Annotated in this window: 1 protein-coding gene; it reads right to left on the bottom strand. The window is 65.3% G+C overall.

The window, feature by feature from the left end; translation table 11 throughout:
- Positions 1 to 579 (bottom strand): hypothetical protein (locus EN991_RS38945; RefSeq protein WP_164769798.1); only part of this gene is annotated, 579 nt, incomplete at both ends.

Below are 579 nucleotides of genomic sequence, written 5' to 3'. Positions count from 1 at the left end.
AGCCTGAACCAGTGCTCGGTCGGCAGATCGCCCTTGGCGATGGCGAACAGGCTGGTCAGCCGCGCTTCGGAAGCCAGAAGGTCGTAGCAGCTTTCGTCGAGCTGGTGTTCCTCGACCCGGTAGCCGATCGACAGCAGCTTGCGCTCCGGCCGCATCAGGAAGGAGAAATCCATCTCGAAGGCATAGCGGCGGGTGCGCTCGCGTAAGGTGAGCAGCTTGGCACGCAGCGCCTCGACGGCATTGTCGTCGCTGTGCGCGTCATGGACGTGCGCTTCGCAGGTGGCTTCCAGCCTTGCCGCCCAGTCGACGATGACGTCGCTTTGGGGCGACACCGCCTCGGTATGGATGGCGGTGGCCAATTTTCGGATCTCGCCGGCCAGCACGGCCAGGTTGATGGTGCGGATCGACGCCATTTCGGGCTGCGCCTTGATGGTGTCGACAGCGCGCCGCATGCCGTCGAGACGGTCGGCGAGGCGCTGGCGCAGCGGGCGCAGCTGACGGCGGTCGTCGGGCAGATCATCGAGGCTTTCGCTGAGGATGGTGACCGTGTCGAGAATGCCTTCGAAATCGCCCTGGAGG

It is taken from the genome of Mesorhizobium sp. M7A.F.Ca.US.005.03.2.1, from assembly GCF_003997795.1.
Classification (GTDB): domain Bacteria; phylum Pseudomonadota; class Alphaproteobacteria; order Rhizobiales; family Rhizobiaceae; genus Mesorhizobium; species Mesorhizobium ciceri.
Note: the sequence above shows the minus strand (reverse complement) of the source record. Positions and strands in the feature narration are given on the sequence as shown.